This is a genomic window from Corynebacterium sp. HMSC077G07, from assembly GCF_001809225.1.
Taxonomy (GTDB): domain Bacteria; phylum Actinomycetota; class Actinomycetes; order Mycobacteriales; family Mycobacteriaceae; genus Corynebacterium; species Corynebacterium jeikeium_D.
Genome location: NZ_KV796545.1, coordinates 46,318 through 69,943 on the forward strand (window position 1 = coordinate 46,318; position 23,626 = coordinate 69,943).

The following is a 23,626-nucleotide window of genomic DNA, read 5'->3' on the forward strand; positions in this document are numbered from 1 at the left end:
TGCGCATTCGCTTGACGACGATCACAGCGCACTGGCTTTATTTACACGCTACTCACTTCCCCGGTTCCCCGGGCACGCTTTGCAGGACTTTTTACTTGAATTTCCCCCCCCACGAGCTTTGGGCAGCGGCTAGTACTGCATACGTTTTTCCAGCGCCTGCTGAATATCTTCCAGCTGCTGCTGAGAAGAGCGTGCCAACTCTTGCAGGTCGTTTCCGCCATGCTTTTCCAGCTCTTCCCACTGTCCGAGCATCTTATCCAGGCTGCCTTCCATCAACGTCAGATAAGCCATATCTGCGTGTGGCCCCTCCTCGTTCTCGAGGCGAGTCATGGTGGCGGTGTCGAGCTTGGTCTCCGACGGATCAACATCGACGCCGAGAGTCTTGACTAGCTGCGCTTCCTCTTCAGCAAAGATTGGCTCCGCCTGCTGCGCAATCTTTCGAGTCTCTTCCGAGACCGATTCCTTTGCAATTAGTGTCTGCGATGCTTTCTTCAGCGCCGCAGTATCTGCCGCCAGCTGAGCCAAGTTATCCCGAATGGCGGCAGTGGAGGCAACAGCACTCTGCTCCTGGCTTGACTGATTTTGGCTACCCTCCAGGGCTGCCTCATCGCTATCCCCACAAGCACTGAGACCAACGACGAGAGCAGAGGCCAGCACAGCGGAGCCAATACGCAGGCCACGCCCAATCAGAGAATAGGTGTCACTGCTGGAAGCGGCTGCGCTATCGCGAATGGTGTCTGAGGACATTAGTCGACCTGCAGCTCGCCCATGCGATCCCAGTCCTGCTTATCTGGCAGTACCTGCGAGACAATCTTCGGGGTCTCAGCGAGCAGCGGCTTCATCGCCTCCAGGCCCTTGGCGAAGTGCTCGGAATTGACGTGGGCTTCACCAGCGTCATCATCGAATGCCTCGACGAGGATGTACTGGTTGGGGTCTTCTACGCTGCGGGACCATTCAAACCACTTGTTGCCAGCCTCTGCGCGGGTGGCAGCGGTGAACTCAGCGACGTGGTCCATCCATTCGTCGGCAAATTCCGGCTTAACTTGGTAATTCACAACGATAAAAATCATGTCGCCCACTGTAGGCGCGTCCAAGCAGAATTGCACCCTTCGACGAATAGAGTTTCGCTGAGAATTTTTCTTACGCTGACCTCAGGTGACAGTTATATTGGTTTGTATGATGAACACTCCGCTCATTCTCACCTACCAAGATAAGACCCCACGCATTCATTCCAGCGCCTGGATTGCGCCCGGCGCGGTCATTATCGGTGATGTCGAAATCGGTGCGGATAGCTCCGTGTTCTACGGTTCTGTTCTCCGAGGAGACGTCGCACCGATCCGCATCGGCCAGCGCACCAATATTCAGGACAACTCCACAGTCCATGTCGACCGAGGTGTGCCCACAATTCTCGGCGATGATGTCACCGTCGGACACATGGCCTTGGTCCACGGCACCACGGTTGAAAATGGTTGCCTCATCGGCATGAAGTCCACCCTGCTTTCGCGTTCCCGTATCGGCGCTGGCAGCCTCATTGCTGCAGGTGCCGTGGTGTTGGAAGATCAGATTATCGACCCCAGGTCGCTGGCTGCAGGCGTTCCCGCCAAGGTGCGTCGTGAACTCTCCGCCGAGGAAGCAGAGGGCTTCATCGCCCATGCAGGGCGTTATGTGGAAACAGCGTCCAACCACCGCCACCTCCGCGAGGTCGACCTGGATATGGTGACTTTTAACTAGGCGGCTGCCGAGGCGCCTAGCTAAGCGGCTAGGCGGATTGTTTGACGGTCAGCGTCGCAGCACTACACCACTGTCGCGCCCGCCGCGGCCAATTCCGCTAGTGCAGCCTTGCCGCGCTCCGGGTCCACCGCCGCGACCTGATTGCTCAGAACACGAACGGAAAAGCCCTCCTTGAGGCCATCGAGCACTGTGGCGCGGACGCAGTGGTCAGTCGCAACTCCCACCACATCGATTTCTTCGATGTCAGAGGCGCGGAGAGCGTCGGCAAGCGAAACGCCAGCCTCCGTTGTTCCCTCGAAACCGGAGTAGGCGGCGGCGTACTCCCCTTTTGTGACATCGATACGCACAGCAGCGGGGTTGAGCTGCTCAAAAAACGCGATGGCGCGCTGCATGCCGGGGTGAATCTCTGCGCCCGGGGTACCTGCAACACAGTGTTTCGGCCAGGTATCGACGAAATCCGGGGTTTCAGAGAAGTGCGTGCCTGGGTCGATGTGATTGTCACGGGTGGTCGCAAGAACCGAGTACTTGTTAGCTGTGCCCGCAACATGCAGATATGTAGCGGTGTACGCTGCCTCAGCACCGTCGACGGCAAGTGCGCCACCCGCGGAAAAATCATTCTGAGCGTCGACGACTACCAGTGCCATGCGGGGACGCGCCGGGCGCTGCTGTTCCTCGGAGTGGGCGTCATTGCTGGTGTCTGCCTCGGTGCCAGCGTTATCCGAGTTGTCCGCATTGACCTGTCGGTAGATTTCGGAGAAGGAAGCGTTCATGGCCTATATCTTGCCACGTGCCCACGTTCAGAGGAGCACGTGAACTATCGACCGGACATCGACGCCCTACCGACAACACAGAGTCAATCCGGGAAAGCGGTTAAAATTGCTCCGGTAATTCTTTGATACGACGACGGCTCCTGGTCGCGTCCTCCAATACGGGAGGTTTTTATGGCAGGCGGACTTGTCGCGCTGCTTGACGACGTTGCCACGATTGCACGCGCTGCAGCGGCAACAACAGACGATATTGCGGCTGCGGCCGGCAAAGCTAGCGCTAAAGCCGCCGGTGTTGTGGTTGACGACGCTGCGGTGACACCTAAATTCGTCGAGGGTGTCTCGCCGAAACGCGAGCTGCCGATTATTTGGCGTATCGCCAAGGGCTCCTTGGTCAATAAAATTGTCATTATTCTGCCGATTGCATTGCTGCTAAGTCAGTTTCTGCCCTGGGCGCTGACGCCGATTTTGATGCTCGGTGGCTCCTACCTGTGCTTTGAGGGCATGGAAAAGGTCTGGGAGAAGATTAAGCACCGAATCTCTCCCGATCAGACTGAGCAGGAGCGGATGGAGGCGGCGACCAACCGCACACCACAGAATGAAGATTCCCTGGTGAAGTCTGCAATTTTCACAGACTTGATTCTCTCTGCGGAAATCATGGTGATTTCTCTCAATGAGGTCGCTAATCAGCCACTACTCAATCGCGCGCTGATTCTTATTGTGGTGGCACTCATCATCACGCTTGCGGTCTACGGCGTAGTGGGCTTCTTGGTCAAGATTGATGACATTGGCCTGCACCTGCAGTCCAAGAAGTCAGCCGGTATCAGCAAGTTTGGTGCGGCGCTGGTCAAAGCCATGCCAATCGTTTTGAACACAATCGGTATTATCGGCACGTTTGCCATGCTGTGGGTCGGTGGCCACATCATGGTGGTCGGCCTCGACGAGCTGGGCTGGCACCTCCCTTACCAGCTGGTCCACAACCTTGAGCAGCTGTTTACCGGTGGCTTCCTCGGCTGGTTGGCCAACACCACCGGCTCACTGATTTTCGGCGCCATCTGGGGAGCAATCATTGTGGCGATTGTCGCCGTGCTGCCATTCGGCCACGGCAAGCACAACAAGTCTGATGCTTAGGAGTACGTGACCTCGCCGTCGACGTAGACCCAACGTCGCGCACGACGAACAAAACGGGAACGCTCGTGCATCGTACCGACACCGTCATGGTCATGAAAAGCCGCTTCAAATTCCACGATGCCTTCGCGGTCATCCTCGCCGCCATCGACAGCGTTGATGATGGTGAGTCCTTCCCATTCCACACCGTCATCGACATTGATAACTTCCGGGCGGTAGCGCGGATGCCACGTCCGCCAGATGTAATCCGCCTCGTGGGCAGCGTAAGCGCTGTACCTCGCTGCCATCAGCTCAGCTGCGGTCACCGCCTCCCGCTCACCGCGGTGCAGCGGGCCACAGCACTGCCCGTAGAGTCCCCCACCACACGGGCACAAATCGGAATCAGTAACGCGGGCGCGAGCGAAAAATGCGTTCCCGCTTCCTGCTCTAGCACCGTTTCCTGCTACCAATCCAGACTCCGTTACAGCACTATTTTCTCTTACCTGCCGACCCATAATCGCCAGCCCCTCCCCAATCTTGCACGTGGTACTAAACACGTCCTAACAACGTCTTTACATACCTACCAATTGGCCCGCAGCACCGCTAGTCGGCTTAGCCCCGAGAGGCTTGACGACGGCTACCGCGTCGCCCTCGGCATTCCTTCCGCAAAGCCCGCAGCGGATTGAATTCCCACCACTGCCCGCTCAGCGAACTGCTCGATGGTGGCCGAACCCGCGTATGTGAACGAAGAACGTACGCCCGAGATAATGCGATCGATCTGGTCCTCCACGCCTTCGCGGCCTGGCTCCAGGTAGATTTTCGCAGTCGAGATGCCCTCTTCGAACATCTCGCGCCGGGCCTTCTCAAAGGCCTCTACCTGTGCATTTCGGCTCTCCACCGCACGGTGTGAAGCCATGCCAAACGACTCCTTGAACATGCGCCCGTCGACGTCCTTTTGGACATCACCTGGGGACTCGAAGGTACCGGCAAACCACGAACCAATCATCACGTTGGACGCACCCGCAGCCAACGCAAGCGCAACATCGCGAGGGTCCTTCACTCCACCATCAGCCCAGACATGCACGCCGCATTCACGGGCAGCTGCAGCGCATTCGAGCACGGCAGAAAACTGTGGACGCCCAACTCCGGTCTGCATTCGGGTTGTGCACATCGCACCCGGACCGACGCCGACCTTAATAATGTCGGCTCCCGCCTCCGCTAGGTCGCGAACACCATTGGCGGTCACGACATTGCCAGCGGCAATTGGCACAGGTGGGTTGAGCGCGCGGACTCGTCGTAAAGCACGGAGCATCGATTCCTGATGACCGTGGGCGGTATCGACAACGAGCACGTCGGCACCTGCGTCGAGCAGTGTCTTCGCGCGCCCTTCAACATCACCGTTGATGCCAAGCGCCGCACCGACGCGCAGCTTGCCCTCAGCGTCGACAGCGGGCTTGTAAAGCGTCGCACGCAGCGCGCCCTTACGCGTGAGAATACCCACCAGCGCGCCATCGGCGTCCACCACTGGAGCGAGTTTGCGCCCGGAAGCAGTGAGCTGGTCGAAAGCGTCACGGGGCTCAATATCGGCCGGAAGCGTAAATAGCGAAGTGGACATGAGCGTCCCCACCTGCGCAAAGTTGTCAACGCCCGCCAGATCACGGCCGGTAATCAGACCAACCGGTTTGTTGTCTTCCACCACCACTGCCGCACCGTGCGCGCGCTTCGGCAGAAGATGGCGCGCATACCCCGCGGTGTGGTGAGGCTTGACGACGATTGGAGTGTCGAAAACCAGCCCAGCGGACTTGACCTTGCGGATGGTCTCAGCAGCAATGTCAGCTGGGACGTCCTGCGGCAGGATGGCAATTCCGCCTCGGCGAGCGGTGGTTTCGGCCATCCGGCGACCGGAGATGGCCGTCATATTGGAGACGACAATCGGAATGGTTGTGCCGGTGCCATCATCGGTGGCTAAATCGACACCCATGCGAGAGCCGACGGATGACTTTGACGGCACCATGAAGACATCGCTGTAGGTCAACTCGTAGGGCGCGGACTGATTGTTGAGGAATTTCACACACCCCAGGATATGCCGATTTTTCCGGCGCGCACGGTGAGAGTGCACAGAGGTGAGCATCAGTGGCTGACCTCGCCTGGTGTAGGTTCGAACGGGACTCCATTGACTCAACCGGGATTTTTCAGCCCAGGAAAGATGCTTAGCAGAATCTGATGAAAACGCCGATCAAAGATTACTTGTCCGAAATCGTCGAATCCGTCCGCCCCGATGAGTCTGGCGAGGTAGCGGACTATATTCCCACCCTTGCCCAAGCTAATCCCGACCGCCTCGCGCTTGCTATGACCACCGTGTCAGGGCGCACCTATACCGCTGGCGACACCGATACTGAATTCACCATTCAGTCGATGTCCAAGCCCTTCGCTTATGCCGCAGCCATCACCGAGCACGGCACAGACAAAATCGACAGCATTGTGGGCACCGAACCTTCCGGTGAGGCTTTCAACGAGCTGTCGCTGGAGCAGGGCACGCACCGACCAAAAAATCCGATGATTAATGTCGGCGCACTGGCCATCAACCAGTTCGTATGCCAGCCAGGTGCCAACTGGAAGACTCGCACGAAGCACATGGTGGAGCTTCTCTCGACTTTGGCTGGCCGTAAGCTTCGCGTTGACTACGATGCCTATGAATGCGAAATGGACACTGCCCATCGAAACATGTCCATCGCACATATGCTGGCAGCTTACGGTTTCATCGAAACCACGCCCCACGATGCTGTCCGCGGCTACACCGCACAGTGCTCCGTGCTGGTCAACACTCGCGATGTCGCCATGATGACCGCAGTGTTGGCCAACGGTGGCGTTAACCCGGTTACCAATCAGACTGTGCTCGGCCGCTCGGTTGTTCGCAGAGTCTTGTCCGTGATGGCTATTGCCGGCATGTACGACGAGGCCGGTGAATGGTTTACCGACGTCGGGATTCCCGCCAAGAGCGGTGTCGCCGGCGGCTTGCTGGGAGCGCTGCCTGGACAGGCGGGGCTCGCAGCCTTTTCGCCGCGATTGAACGACCACGGCAATAGCGTCCGCAGCATTGCCATCTTCCGGAAGCTCTCCGAAGATTTGGGTCTTCATCTCATGGATGCCGATGCGATTGGTTCGCGTGCGCTGCGCGGTACACGCGTCAGCAATGGCCGCTCGATCATCGAGATTCAGGGCCCCGTCAACTTCACTGCGGCCGAGATTGTTCTCAACAGGTTGGCGACTTCCACACCGTCGGAAAGCGAAGTTGTCTTCGACGTCAGCCGCGTTGGCATTGTCAACCCGGTGGGACGCACGTTGATTCTGGAAGCGATGCGACGTCTGAGCCACGAGGGCAAGGAGATCTTGTTCTACGACCCGGAGGGCGTACTGCCGAACCCAGATATGGGCGAGGGGCTGCTGCCGGTCATCCTCCAAGATGCGCCGTAAACTACGCTAACCGAAATCCAATATGGTGACGTTCGGGTAGTCTTGAACGATCGTAACGCTCGAAAGGCAGCAGCGCGAGAACAACCGGAGGGATGTAAATGCAGGTCAGCGATGTGGCATTAGTCTTCGAGGGCGGAGGGACTCGCAATAGTTACACGGCACCTTTCGTCGAGCGGCTACTTCGCGAGAGCATCGATGTCGGCTGGGTCGGTGGCGTAAGCGCCGGCGCCTCTCACGTGGTCAATTACCTTTCCCGGGATATCCAGCGCTCTATAAATAGCTTCACTGACTTCATCGCACAGCCGAACAGCAGTGGCTGGCGCCCAATGTTGCGCGGGCGGGGCTATTTCGATGCCGAGTACATCTACGAAGACGCGGGACTTCCCGACGGCGCCATGCCCCTGGATTACGAGACTTTTAAGAACAATCCAACTCCCTACCGGATTTCTGCTGTCCGAGCGGATACGGGCGAGACCATCAACTGGGGGCCGGACGATATCCCAGATCTACCTACGCTGATGAAGTACACTCGCGCCAGTTCGACGATTCCGGGTGTCATGCGTATGCCCTATATTGATGGCGTTCCGTTCGTCGACGGTGCACTGGGATCATCAGGTGGCATTCCCATTAATGCCGCCGAAGCAGATGGTTTCAAGAAGTTCCTCATCGTCCTGACTCGCCCGAAAGGATTCCGTCGCACCGCCCCTAAGCGCCCACAGCTACTGCGCCAGATTTTCCGCAGTAACCCGGTGGTGGCTGAGCTGCTTATCACTAGACACGAGCGCTACAACGCTTCTCTCGATTGGGCTGCTGAGCTTGAACGAAAAGGCCAAGCATATGTTTTCTACGCCAATAACATGAGCATCACAAAGGCGGAGCGGAGGCGGTCGAAGCTGCTGCACAACTACGAGCTCGGCCGGGCGCAAGCTGATGCCGAATGGCCAGCAATTCGAGAGTTCATGGGCTTATAGCTTCCGCCACCTTTAGGAAGCTTTTCGTTCATTCCTCTTTACTGTGTACGTAACCTTGTGTTAACCTTTGCGTAGCGAACAACCTCGTTAGGTAAGGCTCCTATATCCACATAGGCCGCTGCCCTGCACTTCATCGAGAGTTTCGAAAGCCTCTCGAAGCAAGGTTCCATCTCAAGTGGCCACCTTTAGTTACGGCATTACATTGCCAACACTTTTAGGCGGGGAGCCATAATTTTTCAATCAACAGTAATTCCCTCCTAGCAAAGGAGCTGGGATACCTGGAAAAGGATCCACAATGACACAGACACAGAACACCATCGCCAACTTCTTCAAGCCGAAGTCTTCAATCAGCCCGTACAGCCTCCTGCCTGACACCGTAAGCATGCACATGACGGATTCTTACGTTGCGCTGCCGGAGGACATCACGGTCGGTGAGGCACTGAGCACCTACGCAGCCGAATTTGCTGGTCTCGATGACGATACCTGTGTCTTCCTCGTCGACGATGAAGGCTACCTGACCAGCGATATTACGCTGAAGGAACTCCGTGAGTACGCCGACCGCGATGCCTACATGAACACCGTCGGCGCCCCGGTGAAGGTCTTTGTCAAGCCCGAGGATCCAGCTGCAATCAGGGCTCGCCAGCTTATTGACGGGCCCCTCAGCGAGCTGCCCGTCGTCCGCAGCGGCAAGCTGGTAGGTGTCCTCACCGACCGCATCTCTGAGCGCATTCTTGGCAGGACAAAGGCAGCTAAGAAGTCAAAGAAGTCCAAGGGATTCTTCTCGCCGATTACCGCGTTCTTCGGCGCCGCCAATAACTAGGGCGACTAACTTGGGTAGACGACCCGAGTGACTCAATAGGCCAGCTAGCGTTTGTTAGCTGGCCTATTGTTGTTACCACACTGTTCTATCCCCACAGATGAGAGCCCTCAGGAGGCAACCGTGATACGAGACTGGATTCGGGTAGCCCTGGGCATGTTCGCGGTTGCGTTTGGAGCCAACCTCTTCGCACCACTCTTGCCCGCGTATCGAATAACCGATGCTCTCAACCAGTCCCAGGTCACCTTTCTCTTCGCCATCTACGTCGCAGGACTCATCCCCGCGCTACTCATCTGCGGCCCACTTTCCGACCGGCTCGGCCGTCGCGCCATCATCCGGCCTGCACTCATAACCTCTGTCGTTGGCTCAGCCGTCCTACTCACCGGCATCTGGTTCCACTTCCCATCACTTCTGGTAGGACGTCTTATCATCGGCATTTCGATGGGCATGGTAATGGCCGCCGGTGCCTCGTGGATCAAAGAAATTGCGCCCGTCGCACCTCAAATTTCTGCCCGGCGCGCAACCGTTGCACTCTCCGCTGGATTCTCCCTCGGCCCACTGGCTTCAGGGCTGGTCGCGGAGTTTGCTCCCCGCCCCGACGTCATCCCCTATCTTGTTCATCTCGCACTGCTGCTTTTTATCGCACCACCGACATGGAACGCCTCCGGCGGATTACCGGCGGCAGGGCACAGCGACTCTCCGCAACGGTTCTTCTCCTCCGCCACTCTAAGCCCGAGGTTCCTGTGGGCAGTCGCCGCTTGGGCACCGTGGGTCTTCGGTGCTGCATGCACATCCTTCGTCGTCCTGCCGACAATCGCCGAATCCCGCTACCCCATCGCCTTCGCAGGACTCATCGCCTGCCTTACGATGGGCACCGGTGTTCTGGTGCAACCACTGGTCACTCGCATCAGTTCCAGCAGCTTTATCCCGCCAGCTATTTTCGGTCTTGGCTTAACGACGGTCGGAATGCTGCTCAGCCTCATCGTCGCACTCACCCAGAATGTGTGGAGCGTTTTCCCCGCTGCCCTGGCTCTCGGTGCCGCGTACGGCGTGATGATGGTCTCCGGCCTCCGCGAAGTGCAAATTATCGCACCGCCAGCCGAGTTGGGTGCTGCCACCGCTATTTACTATTCGCTGACCTATGTTGGTTTCTTCGCCCCTTTTGTTATTTCTTTCGCAGCACCGAAATTCGGATTCGTGCCCGTTTTCATCTTCGGTGCGATTGTTGCGTTGGTATCCACGTATCCCGTGGCAAAGGTTGCACAGTCTGCGGTGAGGTCCGACGGAGCGTCGTAAAGCAGACGCGACTGAAATTCTTGTTTTTGGGAAGCGTGCCGAGGCGAGCTCTTGTATTCTTTCTTTCACAAAATATTGGCTCCGGCTCAGGACATCTGAGCAGGTTGCATAGGTTGTTGAACTTCAGCTCGATGGAATGAGGAATCATGAAGCAGCGCAGCTCTGGAATGTGGAAGAAAATTGCGACAACCGTCGTCGCAGGTTGTACAAGCGCCGCCCTGCTCACCGCATGCGGCTCGGGGGAAGAAAGCAGCAATGCCGGTGGCGAGGCAGGCAAAGAGTCGACCAGCAAGATGACGAAGGCAGACGGGTCAGCTCCAGCTGCAGCCGAAGATCAGCTCCTGCTCACTAATGAAGTTCAAGGTGTGGACTTCTCCGGAAACAAAATCACCGGGTTCAAAGATGCCATGGAGATGTTTTCGGAAGACTCAATGAAATTTGAACCGGCCGAATGCGCCACTTTCACCAACTCAACTGAGGAATTGGAGAATGCTGCCGGTGCTTACACGGACATTAAGGAAGAGAACGTCGCTGTCAGCGTCTCAGTATTGAAGAACACTGATGCGTACCAGAAGTACGAAGACAGCCTCGAAAAGTGCTCCGACGTGACAGCTACGATGGATGCTTCCGACATTCTGAAAGACTCCATGGAAGGTCAGGAGATTTCTCCTGAGATGCAGGACATGTTTAATGACATGGACATGACGACCACAATGAAACTGCACCGAGAAAAGTGGGAGCCAAATCTTTCCGTCAAGCCAGCTGAATTCACTGCACACGAGACCAGTGCGAACATCAACGCCGGTGGCACGGATACTACGGCCACCAGCTACGACATTGTCGGCATCGTCAACGGCGTAATGGTAATGGTGTCCGCCGCCCCGACTCCGGATGCATCAGCTGGCAACATGGAAAACACGACGGATCCCATGCAGATTCCAGAGGCGACCCCAGAGTCCAAGGAAGCGGCAAAGAAGCGCGCCTTGGAGGTCTTCGATGCCCAGGCAAAGAAGATTATGGATGCCGCTTAGTTTTTCTTCTTAGGCTACTGTTTTCTGAAACCACAGTTTTTGTGAAGTAGCGGGGACGTAATCGCTGAGGCACAGCAGCACACAAGTACTGGAGTCTCCCTAGAACTCCGTTAATTCCTGCACTTTGGGACTCCAGAACGCAGCGCGTGGTGCACTAAGAGTTTTGAAGTGCGGGCTTGTTAGTTCATCAAGAGCCCGGACGTAACCGGGAACCATATCCCGCGGGATTCGCAGCCCCATAGTCAGGTGCGGAATCCAGCGGGAGCCGCGACCTTCAGGGTTAAGACGACTGATCTCGCGAGCAGCTTCTTCCAGCTCATCGCTTGTTTCTAATAACCATGCGACAGTCTGTTTACTCTTTGTCCCGAACACCACCGTTCCTACCCTGCGAAATTCCGCAGGCATCAGCGGTGGGAGAATTTCGGCTGCTCGTTGGATTACCTCCGGGCTCATGGTCGGTGCGAAAGTAACGGTGATGTGGGGCTTTTGATTCTGCTGCGGGAATCCACGCTCTGCCAGTTGCACAAAGATCTCTTTAATCTGCGCCTCTTGCTCAGGCAGAAGGTACATCAGGATGTTGTCGGGTGACACCATGTGACGTTTACTCCTCCCCTATTGCTGTCGGTCGACACGTTTGAAGCACTTTCCAAGGGCGCCGTTACTAAAGCTCCTCACCTAAGGCACTTAGGACCTTGCACCCCAGAGCATAGCGTAGGGATTTTCCACAATTTATAACCTACCTATAGACATTTCTAGCCTCTTATTATTTCTCCTGGTAATAACTACTTTTATTGGGATAATGGAGATGGATAAGCTTCCTGAAAGCTTTCTAGACCATCTTCAAAGACAGTGTGGAGTGACGGCCAATTCTCCGCACTGCACAAATACCGACACGGCTGGAAAGGTAAGTAAAGACATGGCACCGAAACCTAAAAAGATTACGCCCCCGAAGAATCAAAAGCTGGTGAAGAGCAAGGCAAGCTTCAACCGCGATGAGCTCGCGGATCTACTGGAGACGCTGGCAGCTCGCATCCGCGCCGGGGAAATGACTCTCGGCACTGGCGAGTCCGCGGTGACGATGACCATGCCGACATCGTTTAATACCACGATGGAAGTCGTCGATTCTCGAAAGCGTGCTGGCATCGAGCGCGAGCTGGAGCTGGAAATTGACTGGATGGTCGACGAGGCTGGCGAGCCCGTTGAAAAACCTGGACCAGCATCTGGCTTCGCAATCTCCTAGCGGGCTTGTTGCTGTCCGGTTTGTTCCGCGCAGCACAGTAACCTGCATCGAAGGCGGCGTTCCACTGTTTGTACTGGTCGCCGAAACAACTCACTACCGCTCGCCATTTCCGCAGGTCACAGTAAACAGACCTGAGTCGTTTTGGTCGGTTTTGCGTCCTTTGGCCGTCATTTACCGCTGCGGCACTGGCCGACAAGCAAGCCGTCGTCAAGCAACACCCAATTACACCCGTCAGGCACCCACGCCTCCCCACATCGCATGAGGTGACGCTAACCTAATTCAGGAAAATTCGCGACGAAGGGAACGCGCATGGCCAAGGGCAAGAAAGGCGACAAGGGCAAGAAGAAGGACGCCGCCAAAGCCAAGAAGAAGGCTGCGGCAACGACCTCGCTACGCCTGCCCGAATACTCGAAGGCCGAGGCCAAAGCCGCGAAAAAGCTCGCCGGCAAGGACCCCTTTAAACTGGCTGCGATGACGCCGAAGAAGAAGTGCTGCAAATCCGGCATCCGCTGCCTGCGCTGCCCCGTGGTGCTACACAAGCTCAATCGCGAGATCAAAAACGGCGAAGTCGACCATGCCGCCCTGCTGCTCGTCGCCGCGAAAGCCCGAATCCGGTAGCCGGTCCTCGCCCCCCCCAGCCCGCCGTCGGGCCCGTCCTATGAGCAGTGGTGTCGCGCACTGTATGGCACTGGTACCGATTCTCCCGGGCTGTCTGCTCTTCGGACACCGGCTCACACGCGTCACTCCAAGCACCGCGACAACGCTCCAGCGAACTCCCGCCAGGTCAGGAAGTTTTATTCCGTCGACATGAGGCCTCGGCCAGAACCGGGAATGCGGCCGTCGGAGGATGATACCTTGTGTATCCTTTGAGTGTCATTGAGCCCTGAAGGAGCAAGAAAGTAGCATGACCCGCCCCTCCTCCGCCGCCTCTACGGTGGGCTTCCAATCTCGTGCCCTGCGTTTCGCACCGCGCCGCTCGGACTGGTCCCGCGCGACGATTGGGCGCGACCTCTCGGCAGGCCTCATGGTGGCCCTCGTCGCACTCCCTCTCGCGCTCGGCTTCGGCGTTGCGTCCGGTGTCGGCGCGGCGGCCGGAATTACGACGGCCATCGTTGCGGGTATCCTGGCCGCGATCTTCGGCGGTAGTAACGTCCAAGTAAGCGGCCCGACCGGCGCAATGACCGTCGTGTTAATCCCCATCGTGGCCAACCATGGTGCCGATGGGGTTCTCGTCGTCGGCGTGCTGGCAGGGCTCATGCTGCTCGTACTGGCGTTCACCGGCGCTGGCCGCGCGATGAAGTACATGCCACTACCTGTCGTCGAAGGTTTCACCGCCGGTATTGCGTTAATCATCGGCTTACAACAGCTGCCTGCAGCACTTGGTGTTGACGTGGAGGGCGAGAAAGTCCTCGGGTTGGCGTGGGGCTCAATCAATGCTTGGTTAGATACTCCGGCATGGCAGGCGCCCGTGATGACCCTTGCAGTAGCGGCTGGAATCGTGCTTGCTGCGCGCGTCCGTAGTGGCTTCCCCGCGGCGCTAGTGTTGGTAGCTGCAGCAACGGCCATCAACATGCTGGCAGACAGCGGCCTGAAGACAATCGGCTACATCCCGTCGACATTGCCTGCTCCGCGCTGGCCAGAGATTCCGTGGGAGCACCTGGATTCCTTGCTGTTTGCAGCGGTCGCCGTCGCAGCTCTCGGTGCGCTGGAATCGTTGCTGTCTGCGACGGTTGCCGACGCAATGACTGTCGGCGACCGGCACGATCCCGACCGCGAACTCTTCGGGCAGGGCGTGGCCAACGTCGTCGCGCCCCTGTTCGGCGGGATTCCCGCAACCGCCGCGATTGCCCGAACTGCCGTCAACGTGCGTGCAGGCGCAGGCACACGCCTGGCAGCGGTGTTCCATTCGCTGCTCCTGCTCGTGGCCGTGCTCGTCGCGGCCCGGTGGGTGGGCGAGATTCCTCTCGCCGCGCTCGCCGGCGTGCTCATCGCCACTGCGATTCAGATGATCCACCCGCGGAACCTCCGCTCGGTGATACGCGCCACCAAGGGCGACGGGGCGACCCTGCTCATCACAGCTGCCGCCACCGTCGTGTTCGACCTTGTCGTCGCCGTACTCATCGGCCTTGTAATGGCGGGCTTCTTCGCACTGCGCGAGACCGCCCGCACTGCGGTGTTGGAAGCCGCCCCACTAGACGAGGGAGACCACCGCGACAAGGAACGCGAGCTCCTCGACGAGCACATCGCCGCCTTCCGTATGGAAGGCCCTCTCTTCTTTGGCGCAGCGCACGATTTCCTCCTCGAGCTCGCTGATGCCTCGTCGGTCAAGGTTGTCGTACTCCGCATGCGCTACGTCACGACGATCGATGCCACCGGCGCCCAGATGCTCGCCGACACAATCGGGCGCCTCGAACGCCGCGGTACCAGAGTCCTGCTCGCAGCCACGAAGCCCGAACATTTTCCGGTGTTGCGCGAACTCGGCGTATTCGACCAGCTTGCACACGAGAATCACGTCTTCGACAACACCCCTGACGCCATCGCCCACGCCCGACTGCATGCCTCACGCATTCAGCACGAAGAGTCTGATGGCACATCCGCAGCATCGCAGAGTCAATAGCTTGGCTGAGCCAGACAATGGTCACTCCGTCGCAGTCGACCCTGCAATCGTGGGTCCACGTCCCCATCGCGCGATGCTTGAAAAACCTTTACACGTTGCACTTAAACTCCACGACGTGTCGTTGCAAAGTCACCTTCTCATTCGTGAAGCCGATGTGGGTGTAACCGCTTGGCGCGTAGCATTGGCGACATGCGCATTTTCACCGTGGGCCACTCCAACCTCGAGTTCGAGGACTTCGCTGAAATGATCAAAGCTGCCGGTGTGGCATCCATCGTGGATGTGCGCAAGCTGCCCGGATCCAGGAAGTACCCGTGGTTCAACGGCGACTACCTTGCCGAACACCTTCCTACATGTGGCATCACTTACAGCAGAAGCGAGGGCCTCACCGGGATGGCGTCGACGTCAACGTGAAGATCTTGGACAACTTCGCCACGCATGTCGCCCCCGCGTTGGGTTGGCAGCCGAATCACGAAGGCCCAGTTACCGGCTATCTCATCGACTAATTCCTGCAGTTCGCAAGCTCTTCGCTTCAATGTCAGTTCAGTGCGTGTTGAATAGTTCAGTAATTGCTGTATAGTTCAGTATATGCTGACTATTGCTTCACGCCTCGACGTCATGAACCGGCTCGGCCGGGCCATGGCGGATCCGACGCGCTCCAGAATCCTGATCACCCTACTCGACGGCCCGAGCTACCCGGCCGTGCTTTCGCGCGACCTGGACCTGACCCGCTCGAACGTCTCGAACCACCTGACCTGCTTGCGTGACTGCGGCATCGTCGTCGCCGAGCCGGAGGGCCGCAAGACACGCTACGAAATCGCCGATCCGCACCTCGCGACAGCGCTCAACGCACTAGTGAACGCGACGTTGGCTGTCGACGAAAACGCCCCGTGCATCGACCCTGAGTGCTCGGTGCCCGGCTGCGACGGAAAAGGAGCGGACGCATGAGTTCAGCATGTGGATGCGAACACGAACCAGCCACGGAGATCGAAGATCTCGATCGGCCATGGTGGAAGGACCCCGAGTTGCTACTGCCGATCTTCTCCGGCGTAGCCCTCTGCATAGGTCTGGCGCTGGACTGGTCCGGACTAGAGACACCCGCGACAGTTCTGTTCTGGATCGGCCTGCTGCTAGGGGCGTATACGTTCACGCCCGGCGCTATCCGGAACCTTGCCACGAAGCGCAAGCTCGGCATTGGTTTGCTGATGACGATCAGCGCGGTCGGCGCGGTAATCCTCGGTTACGTCGGAGAGGCGGCGGCGCTAGCGTTCCTGTACTCGATCGCCGAGGCACTGGAAGACAAGGCGATGGACCGGGCCCAGGGCGGACTGCGGGCACTGTTGAAATTGGTACCGCAGACCGCGACGGTGCTGCGCGACGGTACGACGGTCGAGGTCGCAGCGAAGGATCTCGTGGCTGGCGAGCTGATGCTCGTGCGCCCCGGAGAGCGGATCGCCACGGACGGCATCATTCGGTCTGGGCGCTCCAGCCTTGACACCTCAGCGATCACCGGAGAATCCATTCCGGAGGAGGTTGCGCCCGGCGACGAGGTGCCCGCGGGAGCAATCAACTCCGCCGGCGTGCTGGAGGTCGAGACGACCGCAGCTGGAACGGACAACTCGCTGACCACACTCGTGGACCTGGTCGAGCAGGCGCAGGCGGAAAAGGGCGACCGCGCCCGGATCGCCGACCGGATTGCCCAACCCCTAGTGCCCGGGGTGATGATCCTGGCGGTGCTGGTCGGCGTGATTGGCTCGCTGCTGGGCGACCCCGAGACGTGGATCACCCGCGCGTTGGTGGTCCTGGTCGCAGCATCGCCGTGTGCGCTGGCAATCTCGGTGCCGCTGACGGTCGTGGCCGCGATCGGCGCGGCCAGCCAGTTCGGCGTGGTCATCAAATCCGGCGCGGCGTTCGAGCGACTCGGCGGCATCCGCCACCTGGCGGTGGACAAGACCGGAACCCTTACCCGCAACCAGCCCGAGGTTACCGACGTGGTCCCGGCAGACGGATTCGATCGGGCTCAGGTGCTTGCTTTCGCGGCGGCAGTTGAGCAGCAATCGACGCACCCCCTCGCCGCTGCGATCGCGGCAGCGGGGCCCGAAGCGCCCGCTGCCTTGGACATCAGCGAGGAAGCCGGGCATGGCATCGGCGGCACCGTCGAAGGTCGACGGGTACTTGTGGGCAGTCCCCGGTGGATCGACGCCGGGCCACTGAAGGCAGACGTTGAGCGCATGGAGTCCGAGGGCCAGACCTGCGTCCTTGTCACCGTCGATGACGCTCTCGCCGGGGCGATCGGGGTCCGCGACGAGCTGCGGCCCGAGGTACCCGAAGCTGTGCAGACCCTGCACGCCAACGGCGTGGAAGTGAGCATGCTCACCGGCGATAACGCTCGCACCGCCCGGGCTCTGGCTGAAATCGCCCGAATCGACGATGTGCGCGCTGAGCTGCGCCCGGAGGACAAGGCAAGCATCGTCGCCGAGCTCTCCTCCAAGACGCCGACGGCGATGATTGGCGACGGCATCAACGACGCTCCTGCGCTGGCGGGCGCGACGGTGGGCATAGCAATGGGAGCGACCGGCTCTGATGCCGCAATCGAGTCCGCTGACGTCGCCTTCACCGGCCACGACCTCCGGTTGATCCCGCAGGCGCTGCAGCACGCCCGTCGAGGCAGCAGGATTATTAACCAGAACATCGTGCTGTCTCTGGCCATCATCATCGTGTTGATGCCGCTGGCGATCAGCGGCGTGCTGGGTCTGGCCGCCGTCGTATTGGTTCACGAGGTCGCTGAAGTTATCGTGATCTTGAACGGCCTGCGGGCTGCGCGAGCGAAGCGCTGAGGCGCACCTTCGCCCAGCGCGCTGGCTCTCCAGCGCGGATCTTTGAAGGATCGAGCTGCTCAGGGACCAAGCGTCGTCTCAAAACTTTTGATGCCGCGCTTCATCGACACGACCCGCGACTACCTAGGCAGCGTATTTAGCAAAAGGACCCGACACCTATCAGGGTTGCCGAACCGTCGCCGGTCCAGTTGCCGTAACCAACTAGATGGAGATTCTTCACCGCGGTTTCGCGGTCGCGCATGAGGTGGCGGAATGGGCCGAGGGCCGGACGGAAACCAGTGCACCAGATCAGATGGTCGTGGTCGAGCTCGCTCAAACTATCGAAGATGGGGGCAGCGGTGAGCTGGCCGGAATCGCGGAGCTCACGTAGATGAGGAAGCGCGAGAATGTCCCCGAGGTTCGGGCCGGAATCGCCACCGAGAATCCGGCGGCGGCTGCCCGCGTTAAACGTTGAATTTGAACTCGACCGAGTTTCAGTCGAAAGCTACCTGCCTTTTCGCACCATCAAGCGTGGTAAAATCCTCACCATGGAGCGCACGTATAAGTGGGAGCATGTCAAGACTCCCCTCATCCGGAACGAGGCCGCAGTTCATTTTTTAGGAGCCGGTTTGACCGCTTCCGGAGTGCAATACGGCGATGGATACAAGGCCACGTGGGAGCTGCGCGCCGCGGAGAACTGGGTGACCGAACGTGTGTCGGTGAACGTTGAAGGCGACGGATGGGGGCGAAGCCTCGAGCTGTTTAGGTCCGAGCAAGGCGTGTGGTCGGCGGAAACCAATGAAGAGGGCGCCCAGCCTGAAGATCTGCCCTCCCCCGGTATCGTCCAGTCAGCCGACCTGAAAGCCGCACTCGATTGCGATCTCGGTCTGTGCCCTCTCACCAACACAATGCCTATTCGTCGCTTGACGCTGCTTGAGACTCAGGTCCCGAAAACGCAGCTGATCATGGCTTGGATTGATATACCGTCCCTCCAGGTGATCGCATCAGACCAGTACTACAGCTCCGTCGATGCTGAAACTGTCCGATACAAAAGCGGAACACGGGGAGTCGACGTCGAGTTGGAGGTCGACGGTGACGGCGTGGTCGTACACTACCCTGATCTCGCACGGCGGGTCTGATCCGGAAACAACTCTAACTAAGCTGGGCGGTATGAACGACCTGACCATCGCGCCTGGCCCAGGGATCCCCGGGGGTCTGGTCATCGTCGCCGCCGACCTGACGGAGCGGTTCGCGAAGTCGTCGGGACCAGGCGGCCAAGGCGTCAATACTACGGACAGCAAAGTGCAGCTTTCCGTCGATATCGCTACGTGCTCATCGCTTTCCGACGCCCAGCGTCGCCGCGTCCTCCACAACCACGAGCACCGCCTAGACGGCACCGTCCTTACCGTTACCGCATCGACCCAGCGATTGCAGGTACGCAACCGCGCCGAGGCACGCGAACGCATGGCCGCCCTCTTGCGCGAGGCGCTCGCTCCGCCTCCTCCCCCGCGGCGCAGGACCAAGCCGACGCGGAGCTCGGTGCGACGCCGTCTCGAAGCGAAAAAGCGGCGCTCGGAACTCAAGTCCACGCGACGGCGGCCCCAAATTCCCTAGTTCGAACCATCCGCATGCATATCCTCACGCTGACGGACCTGGTTCGGGTAACCGCTACGCTGAGACAGCTTGGACCGGTTGAATCCGCTCGATTTCCGAGAGGATCTTGTCTTCCGCAACGTCCAAGTCATATTGAGTCTGTAACCCGAGCCAGAACTGGGGGCTCATTCCGAAGAACTTAGCCAAGCGAAGAGCAGTGTCCGCGGTTACAGCCCGCTTACCGTGAACAATTTCGTTGATCCGGCGGGGCGGAACGCCGATGGAGACTGCGAGCTTGTGCTGGGTGATCCCCATTTCCTTGAGAAAGTCCTCCATGAGGATCTCACCGGGGTGAACCGGAGGGAGCTTGTCAGTGGTAGTCAACGATCTCAACCTCCTCTGGCCCCGCGGCGGACCAACGAAAACAGATCCGCCACTGGTCGTTGATTCGAATGCTGAACTGACCCCGCCGATCACCTTTCAACGCCTCGAGCCGGTTTCCCGGGGGAATCCGTAACTCATCAAGAGTCTGCGTGTACCCAAGCTGGCGAAGCTTGCGCAGCGCTACTGAGTGAATGCGGGAATCGATCGAGCGAACTCGCTCTCGATTCCACAAACGCTCAGTGTCCTTGTCAGCGAACGACTGGATCATGCTTCACCCTATCCCCCATAACGCGAAGCGTCAATAACGCTACACGTTAAATTTGAACTCCACGGAGTGTCGGCGATAAATAACCATTTTATTCGCAAGTGCGGAAGTAGCAACGAAATACCGCTAAAACGGACAACATGGGGGTGCACAGAAATACATATAGGTTCTGCGGAAAACCTATAGGGATCGTCGCTATAAACCGCTGTGCGTGGAAAACATAAAGGGTTTACGGACCCGGTCCCAGCCCCCTCAATACTCTGAGCCGGGAGAATGGAAAATGGAAGTCGATGTATCCCCACTATTCATTTTTCCGTTCTTCGGAGTACACCGGGAGCTACTCCTTCGGACCAGCTCCGTGTGAACTAGATGAGAAAGCGCAGCAGCGAATCATCGACGCTGGACAGTTGGTACTGCGGGCCCGCGAGCGGCACCCCGAGGGGTCACTCGCGGAGCACTACAACCCGTTAGCGATGGACCAAACTCTGCTCAAGGCTCACGACGAAATGGACCGAGAAGTAAATAAAGCTTTCGGTGTGGCACGCAAACTCACCAACGAGCGCCAGCGCCAGGAGCTACTGTTCGCCAGCTACGGGGAGTTGTCGAGGGGCTAATCTCCTCGCTTCCATCAAAATCGAAACCACCAGCAGGGTCGTTCCCCGTGCGGGTAATTTTGATCGGCCCCGCTGCTGGGTATAGAACCCTGTCGCCGGCAACGCCGGGAACTATGACTGTGCCCGACGAGAACACGTCACTGTCATAACCCGGCTCACGGTAGACCAGCACTGGTCGTCCACTACTACTGGTGGATTTCGGTTTGGGTGGCGGGGAGATTAACGCCGCCGGCCTCGTTTTTTGCGTTGAGGAGGGCGTTGACTACTTCCCGATTGTGAAATTGGCCGATGGTGCGATGGAGAGGAACCAGTCACCTGAAAGAGATCGATCCAGTCGCTGGTGCGCAATCTGGGGGGTAGGGTTGCGGGGTCGATTCCTCGCGAGCGCAACCATGATTGTGTATCTGAACGTGATGAAAACAACCCTGCCCTTCGGAGAATTTCCCCTATCCCGCGTCCCCGGGCGGTGAAAACGGTGTGCACCATAGCCTGAAAGGCTTTGCGTTGCTCTATCGGGATCTTCGGGTCACCCACCCGGCGGATCACTAAGATCCCCCCGTCAACGTTAGGCTGTGGACGGAAAGCAGACCTTGGTACTCGGGAACCAAGGTGAAACGTGAACCATGGGGACCACTGAGCCGTCATCATCGTGCTTGCGCCTACCCCGGCCCGGCGGCGAGCGACTTCCCACTGCATGAGGAGTACAGCGTCAGTCCATGCCGGCGCATGCAACAACTTTCGAAGAATGGCAGTGGTGAGGTGAAAGGGAATGTTTCCCACAATGACGCAGGGAGTGGCGTGTAACGGGAAGTTAAGGAAATCATCATGGACCACTTCGACCGACGCCGAGGCGGTCTTTTTTGTGAGTTTGGCAGCTAGTTTTGCGTCTACCTCAACTGCCGTTATTGCCCTCCCCAAGCGGGATATCGGGTGAGTGAGGGCACCGCTTCCCGGCCCGATCTCGATGATGGGGCCGGTGGTTTGTTTTACAAGATCGACGATGGTGTTGATGATCTTTTGGTCTGTGAGAAAATTTTGGCCATGTTCGTGACGGCCGTATCCGTATGTAGACATCAGGTGTGCTCCGTGGAGTTGAAACGGAGCCGGGCATGGCAAATGGCCGCCCGGCTAAAGGACCGGAGCGGTTTTTGACCCGCGGGAGGGAGAAAACCGCCTTAGCGGTTGGTGAGCGGCCGCATGAAAACGGAACCTGAAATCAACATGGTTCTATCGTATCCAATTAATTTCGCAGGGTGCAATACGGTGAGAAAGAAGACAACCGCACCGCAACAGTGCAAGACCTCTCTGGATTGGAATTTGTCCTACCTTCGGGGCGTCATACAGACGCCACTGGCGTATTTTGTCTCTGGGCAACGAGGGGGAGTTACCCCCACCTCCGAATGTTTTTAAGGTGCACCCCTGATTACGCTGGGGTGCGGGAGTAATTCTGTCCGACCGATCGGACTGTCCAGCGAGGTCCCAGCAGATGATCGCGTCGATTTCGCCGCGTTCGAGGGATGCCACCATGGCGTTGTAGTTGGGGCGAGCCACATTCTTCTTTGACGCGGAAATGGACTGATCGACGTCGTTATGTCCTATGTCCAACGTGCAAGCCACGCTGCTTTGCAATGACTTCACAGTCCTGAGGCTGCAGGTCGATGGTGCGGCCATCCACGTCAGCGTCTCGTGAGATACGACGGCAAATAGGAGCGCGTGTTGTCAAACGCTATTAATAAGGCCTAGCTACACATTGAACTTAAATTCAACCACGTCGCCGTCGTGCATGATGTAGTCCTTGCCCTCCTGGCGGACCTTCCCCTTAGCCTTTGCCTCGGCAATCGAACCGGCCTCGACCAGATCACTGAAGGACACAATTTCAGCCTTAATGAAGCCACGCTCAAAGTCAGTGTGAATCACGCCGGCAGCCTGCGGGGCCGTAGCACCCTTCGGAATGGTCCAGGCGCGAGACTCCTTCGGGCCAGCGGTCAGGTAAGTCTGCAGCCCCAGAGTGCGGAAACCAGCGCGAGCAAGCGAATGCAGACCCGGCTCGGTCTGGCCAATTTCAGCCAGGAGCTCATTGCGGGATTCCTCATCCAGCTCCAGAAGGTCCGACTCAGCCTTGGCGTCGAGGAACACACAGTCTGCCGGTTCCACAGCAGCGGCTAGATCCGCGCGGCGGTCCTCGTCGGCAAGCACTTCCTCGTCAGCATTGAAGACGTAGAGGAACGGCTTTGCGGTGAGCAAGTGCAGCTCGCGCAGAGCGGAGAGCTTCACATCATCGGAAGCAGCGAAGAGAGTGCGCCCCTCTTCCAGCACGGCCAGAGCCTGCTTGACGGCTTCAACCTCGCCGACCTTTTCCTTATCCTTCTTGGCTTCCTTTTCCAGACGCGGCAGCGCCTTCTCAATAGTCTGGATATCAGCCAGGATAAGCTCGGTTTCAATCACACCGATGTCAGAGGCCGGGTCAACCTTGCCGTCGACATGCACAACGTCATCATCATTGAAGACACGGACGACCTGACAGATAGCGTCAGCCTCGCGGATGTTGGCGAGGAACTTGTTACCAAGACCTTCGCCCTCCGATGCACCCTTGACGATGCCGGCGATGTCCACAAACGACACCGTAGCCGGAAGAATACGCTCGGAGCCGTAAATTTCGGCGAGCTTATTCAAACGGGGATCGGGAAGCTCCACAACGCCGACGTTCGGCTCGATGGTGGCGAACGGATAATTCGCAGCCAGCACATCGTTGCGTGTCAAGGCGTTAAACAGGGTTGACTTTCCGACATTGGGCAGACCGACGATTCCAAGTGTAAGACTCACATTGCTCATCTTACGGGCTCGGGGAGAAAGATTTGAACTCGCCCTAACTTCGTGAAGTTGCCCCCTATCCCCTCCGAACCCCCATA

The 23,626-nt window shown here is 58.4% G+C and carries 27 protein-coding genes and 1 pseudogene; 17 read left to right on the forward strand and 11 right to left on the reverse strand.

Annotated elements, in window-relative coordinates; translation table 11 throughout:
* Positions 1 to 129: 129 nt before the first annotated feature.
* Both HMPREF2562_RS09285 and HMPREF2562_RS09290 read right to left on the reverse strand, forming a co-directional pair.
* Positions 130 to 747, reverse strand: coding sequence for a hypothetical protein (locus HMPREF2562_RS09285; protein ID WP_048732750.1), 618 nt, complete (start codon positions 745 to 747; stop codon positions 130 to 132).
* Positions 747 to 1,070: a putative quinol monooxygenase gene (locus tag HMPREF2562_RS09290; protein WP_038629105.1), complete on the reverse strand. Its 324-nt coding sequence runs from the start codon at positions 1,068 to 1,070 to the stop codon at positions 747 to 749. Before HMPREF2562_RS09290 ends, HMPREF2562_RS09285 begins: the two co-directional genes overlap by 1 nt.
* 106 nt (positions 1,071 to 1,176) lie before the next feature.
* Here HMPREF2562_RS09290 and HMPREF2562_RS09295 point away from each other — a divergent pair, with 106 nt between their 5' ends.
* Positions 1,177 to 1,731, forward strand: a complete 555-nt coding sequence (locus HMPREF2562_RS09295; RefSeq protein WP_005510604.1) for a gamma carbonic anhydrase family protein — start codon at positions 1,177 to 1,179, stop codon at positions 1,729 to 1,731.
* Between the two features lie 62 nt (positions 1,732 to 1,793).
* Here the strand turns inward: HMPREF2562_RS09295 and HMPREF2562_RS09300 are convergent, their stop codons facing one another.
* Positions 1,794 to 2,501 (reverse strand): isochorismatase family protein, encoded by a 708-nt coding sequence (locus HMPREF2562_RS09300; RefSeq protein WP_016423140.1) that lies wholly within the window; start codon positions 2,499 to 2,501, stop codon positions 1,794 to 1,796.
* Between the two features lie 171 nt (positions 2,502 to 2,672).
* Here HMPREF2562_RS09300 and HMPREF2562_RS09305 point away from each other — a divergent pair, with 171 nt between their 5' ends.
* Complete coding sequence (locus HMPREF2562_RS09305) at positions 2,673 to 3,626, forward strand: DUF808 domain-containing protein (protein ID WP_070549901.1); 954 nt, start codon at positions 2,673 to 2,675, stop codon at positions 3,624 to 3,626.
* On the opposite strand, the gene HMPREF2562_RS09310 is transcribed toward HMPREF2562_RS09305, so the two are convergent.
* Together HMPREF2562_RS09310 and HMPREF2562_RS09315 are read right to left on the reverse strand one after the other, a co-directional pair.
* Positions 3,623 to 4,072, reverse strand: coding sequence for a YchJ family protein (locus HMPREF2562_RS09310; protein ID WP_088611608.1), 450 nt, complete (start codon positions 4,070 to 4,072; stop codon positions 3,623 to 3,625). The two genes, HMPREF2562_RS09305 and HMPREF2562_RS09310, sit on opposite strands and share 4 nt — an antisense overlap.
* A 167-nt stretch (positions 4,073 to 4,239) precedes the next feature.
* Positions 4,240 to 5,673 (reverse strand): GuaB1 family IMP dehydrogenase-related protein, encoded by a 1,434-nt coding sequence (locus HMPREF2562_RS09315; protein ID WP_070438731.1) that lies wholly within the window; start codon positions 5,671 to 5,673, stop codon positions 4,240 to 4,242.
* Positions 5,674 to 5,825: 152 nt separating this feature from the next.
* Between HMPREF2562_RS09315 and HMPREF2562_RS09320 the strand changes: the two genes are divergently transcribed.
* The 5 genes from HMPREF2562_RS09320 to HMPREF2562_RS09340 all read left to right on the forward strand — a co-directional run bounded on the left by HMPREF2562_RS09320 (position 5,826) and on the right by HMPREF2562_RS09340 (position 11,191).
* Positions 5,826 to 7,076: a glutaminase gene (locus HMPREF2562_RS09320; protein ID WP_070438734.1), complete on the forward strand. Its 1,251-nt coding sequence runs from the start codon at positions 5,826 to 5,828 to the stop codon at positions 7,074 to 7,076.
* A gap of 98 nt (positions 7,077 to 7,174) precedes the next feature.
* Positions 7,175 to 8,047 (forward strand): patatin-like phospholipase family protein, encoded by an 873-nt coding sequence (locus HMPREF2562_RS09325; RefSeq protein WP_070438737.1) that lies wholly within the window; start codon positions 7,175 to 7,177, stop codon positions 8,045 to 8,047.
* Between the two features lie 295 nt (positions 8,048 to 8,342).
* Entirely contained in the window at positions 8,343 to 8,867 is a 525-nt protein-coding gene (locus HMPREF2562_RS09330; protein WP_005510587.1) for a CBS domain-containing protein, read from the forward strand.
* A 153-nt stretch (positions 8,868 to 9,020) separates the two neighbouring features.
* Positions 9,021 to 10,160, forward strand: a complete 1,140-nt coding sequence (locus HMPREF2562_RS09335) for an MFS transporter (protein WP_246819343.1) — start codon at positions 9,021 to 9,023, stop codon at positions 10,158 to 10,160.
* Positions 10,161 to 10,306: 146 nt separating this feature from the next.
* A complete protein-coding gene (locus tag HMPREF2562_RS09340) occupies positions 10,307 to 11,191 on the forward strand; it encodes a hypothetical protein (RefSeq protein ID WP_070549903.1) in 885 nt (294 codons plus the stop codon).
* A 99-nt stretch (positions 11,192 to 11,290) separates the two neighbouring features.
* Here the strand turns inward: HMPREF2562_RS09340 and HMPREF2562_RS09345 are convergent, their stop codons facing one another.
* Complete coding sequence (locus HMPREF2562_RS09345; protein WP_049189371.1) at positions 11,291 to 11,785, reverse strand: 2'-5' RNA ligase family protein; 495 nt, start codon at positions 11,783 to 11,785, stop codon at positions 11,291 to 11,293.
* 322 nt (positions 11,786 to 12,107) lie between these two features.
* Between HMPREF2562_RS09345 and HMPREF2562_RS11105 the strand changes: the two genes are divergently transcribed.
* Positions 12,108 to 12,431, forward strand: a complete 324-nt coding sequence (locus tag HMPREF2562_RS11105) for an amphi-Trp domain-containing protein (protein ID WP_049189370.1) — start codon at positions 12,108 to 12,110, stop codon at positions 12,429 to 12,431.
* A gap of 16 nt (positions 12,432 to 12,447) precedes the next feature.
* On the opposite strand, the pseudogene HMPREF2562_RS11110 reads toward HMPREF2562_RS11105, so the two are convergent.
* Positions 12,448 to 12,546, reverse strand: a pseudogene (locus tag HMPREF2562_RS11110) (YtoQ family protein); the annotation flags it as partial.
* 194 nt (positions 12,547 to 12,740) lie between these two features.
* Here HMPREF2562_RS11110 and HMPREF2562_RS09355 point away from each other — a divergent pair.
* The 8 genes from HMPREF2562_RS09355 (at position 12,741) to arfB (ending at position 19,475) form a co-directional block, all read left to right on the forward strand.
* Positions 12,741 to 13,049: a hypothetical protein gene (locus HMPREF2562_RS09355; RefSeq protein WP_005510705.1), complete on the forward strand. Its 309-nt coding sequence runs from the start codon at positions 12,741 to 12,743 to the stop codon at positions 13,047 to 13,049.
* Positions 13,050 to 13,335: 286 nt separating this feature from the next.
* Positions 13,336 to 15,048, forward strand: a complete 1,713-nt coding sequence (locus HMPREF2562_RS09360) for a SulP family inorganic anion transporter (RefSeq protein WP_049189369.1) — start codon at positions 13,336 to 13,338, stop codon at positions 15,046 to 15,048.
* 189 nt (positions 15,049 to 15,237) lie between these two features.
* The gene (locus tag HMPREF2562_RS09365; protein ID WP_224783734.1) at positions 15,238 to 15,459 is read left to right on the forward strand and encodes a DUF488 family protein; all 222 of its coding nucleotides are present in this window, start codon (positions 15,238 to 15,240) and stop codon (positions 15,457 to 15,459) included.
* A gap of 174 nt (positions 15,460 to 15,633) precedes the next feature.
* Entirely contained in the window at positions 15,634 to 15,993 is a 360-nt protein-coding gene (locus tag HMPREF2562_RS09370; RefSeq protein WP_012359887.1) for a Cd(II)/Pb(II)-sensing metalloregulatory transcriptional regulator CmtR, read from the forward strand.
* On the forward strand, positions 15,990 to 17,882 hold the full coding sequence (locus HMPREF2562_RS09375) for a heavy metal translocating P-type ATPase (protein WP_049189368.1): 1,893 nt from the start codon (positions 15,990 to 15,992) through the stop codon (positions 17,880 to 17,882). Before HMPREF2562_RS09370 ends, HMPREF2562_RS09375 begins: the two co-directional genes overlap by 4 nt.
* 205 nt (positions 17,883 to 18,087) lie before the next feature.
* Entirely contained in the window at positions 18,088 to 18,252 is a 165-nt protein-coding gene (locus HMPREF2562_RS10980) for a hypothetical protein (protein ID WP_160310014.1), read from the forward strand.
* Positions 18,253 to 18,268: 16 nt separating this feature from the next.
* On the forward strand, positions 18,269 to 19,000 hold the full coding sequence (locus HMPREF2562_RS09380) for a putative glycolipid-binding domain-containing protein (protein WP_224783733.1): 732 nt from the start codon (positions 18,269 to 18,271) through the stop codon (positions 18,998 to 19,000).
* 31 nt (positions 19,001 to 19,031) lie between these two features.
* The gene (arfB, locus tag HMPREF2562_RS09385) at positions 19,032 to 19,475 is read left to right on the forward strand and encodes an alternative ribosome rescue aminoacyl-tRNA hydrolase ArfB (protein ID WP_010187974.1); all 444 of its coding nucleotides are present in this window, start codon (positions 19,032 to 19,034) and stop codon (positions 19,473 to 19,475) included.
* Positions 19,476 to 19,529: 54 nt separating this feature from the next.
* Here arfB and HMPREF2562_RS09390 read toward each other — a convergent pair whose 3' ends face one another.
* Complete coding sequence (locus tag HMPREF2562_RS09390) at positions 19,530 to 19,790, reverse strand: HigA family addiction module antitoxin (RefSeq protein WP_049189394.1); 261 nt, start codon at positions 19,788 to 19,790, stop codon at positions 19,530 to 19,532.
* A gap of 34 nt (positions 19,791 to 19,824) precedes the next feature.
* Positions 19,825 to 20,106: a type II toxin-antitoxin system RelE/ParE family toxin gene (locus HMPREF2562_RS09395; RefSeq protein ID WP_049189367.1), complete on the reverse strand. Its 282-nt coding sequence runs from the start codon at positions 20,104 to 20,106 to the stop codon at positions 19,825 to 19,827.
* Between the two features lie 287 nt (positions 20,107 to 20,393).
* Here HMPREF2562_RS09395 and HMPREF2562_RS11005 point away from each other — a divergent pair, with 287 nt between their 5' ends.
* Positions 20,394 to 20,717, forward strand: coding sequence for a type IIL restriction-modification enzyme MmeI (locus HMPREF2562_RS11005; RefSeq protein WP_049189366.1), 324 nt, complete (start codon positions 20,394 to 20,396; stop codon positions 20,715 to 20,717).
* Between the two features lie 219 nt (positions 20,718 to 20,936).
* Here HMPREF2562_RS11005 and erm read toward each other — a convergent pair whose 3' ends face one another.
* Both erm and ychF read right to left on the reverse strand, forming a co-directional pair.
* Positions 20,937 to 21,791, reverse strand: coding sequence for a 23S ribosomal RNA methyltransferase Erm (erm, locus tag HMPREF2562_RS09405; protein WP_065421699.1), 855 nt, complete (start codon positions 21,789 to 21,791; stop codon positions 20,937 to 20,939).
* Between the two features lie 669 nt (positions 21,792 to 22,460).
* Complete coding sequence (gene ychF / locus HMPREF2562_RS09410) at positions 22,461 to 23,540, reverse strand: redox-regulated ATPase YchF (RefSeq protein WP_049189393.1); 1,080 nt, start codon at positions 23,538 to 23,540, stop codon at positions 22,461 to 22,463.
* Positions 23,541 to 23,626 lie beyond the last annotated feature (86 nt).